This window comes from Melaminivora alkalimesophila, from assembly GCF_000282995.1.
Lineage (GTDB): Bacteria > Pseudomonadota > Gammaproteobacteria > Burkholderiales > Burkholderiaceae_C > Melaminivora > Melaminivora alkalimesophila.
In genome coordinates this window covers 1-1,150 of the sequence record NZ_ALEE01000490.1, presented here as the reverse complement: position 1 = coordinate 1,150, position 1,150 = coordinate 1, and the positions used below count along the sequence as shown (strand labels likewise).

Annotated in this window: 2 protein-coding genes; both read left to right on the top strand. The window is 76.1% G+C overall.

What is annotated here, in order from left to right; genetic code table 11:
• Positions 1–652, top strand: a 652-nt coding sequence (locus A612_RS09640) for a glycosyltransferase family protein (protein ID WP_019374289.1), incomplete at its 5' end; no start/stop codon positions are given.
• Positions 653–662: 10 nt separating this feature from the next.
• Positions 663–1,150, top strand: a 488-nt coding sequence (locus A612_RS09635) for a sulfite exporter TauE/SafE family protein (protein WP_019374288.1), incomplete at its 3' end; no start/stop codon positions are given.

Below are 1,150 nucleotides of genomic sequence, written 5' to 3'. Positions count from 1 at the left end.
GGCGGTGCGCGGCCGCCCGCTGCTGGAGTGGCACCTGCGCGCGCTGGCCGCCGCGGGCGTGGCGCGCGCGGTCATCAACACCGCCTGGCTGGGCGCGCAGATACCGCAGCGCCTGGGCGATCGCTTCGCGGTGCCCGGCGCTGCGCCGCTGGCGCTGCGCTATTCCCACGAGGCGCAGGACTTCGGCCACGCCCTGGAGACCGCCGGCGGCATCGCCCGCGCGCTGCCGCTGCTGGACGCGCCGGTGTTCTGGCTGGCCGCGGGCGATGTGTTCGCGCCGGAATTCCGCTTCGACGCCGCGGCCGCGCAGCGCTTTGCCGCCGGCGATGCCCTGGCCCACCTGTGGCTGGTGCCCAACCCGGCACACCACCCGCGCGGGGACTTCGGCCTGGCGCCGGATGGCCGCGTGCGGGACCTGCCCGAGGCCGGCAGCGCAGCGCGCCACACCTACAGCACCCTCGCCCTGCTGCGCGCCGAGCTGTTCGCGCCGCCCTGGTGCGACATCGCGCCCGGCAACCCGCAGGGCGTGGCCGCGCCGCTGGCGCCGTTGCTGCGCCGGGCGATGGGCGCGGGCCGCGTGACGGGCGAGCTCTACACCGGCCCGTGGGTGGACGTGGGCACGCCCGAGCGGCTGGCGCAGCTTGGCGGTTGAGGGTATTGCGGTGGACCTGACGGCCCACGCCCAGATGGCGCTGCTGGCGGCGGTGGCCTCGCTGTGCCAGAACCTGACGGGCTTCGCCTTCGCGCTGATCTTCGTGGGCGCGGCCGGGGCGCTGCAGCTGCTGCCGATTCCGGAAGCCGCCAACATCGCCACCGTGCTGTCGGCCGCCAACGGCCTGGTGTACCTGCGCAACCACCCCTTCGAGCCGCGCTGGGACCTGCTCAGGCCCCTGCTCGCGAGCGGCATCGCCGGCGTGGCCATCGGCCTGGCCCTGCTGGCCTGGCTGAGCGGCCACACGCTGCACGGCCTGCGCATCGTGCTGGGCGTGTCCATCATCGCCTGCGCGGTGCTGCTGCTGGCGCGCTCCCGGCCGCGCGCCACGCCGTCGCCGCCGGGCGTGCTGTGGGGTGTGGGCCTGGTCTCGGGGGTGCTGGGCGGGCTGTTCTCCACCGCCGGGCCGCCCATCGTCTACCACCTGTACCGCCAGCC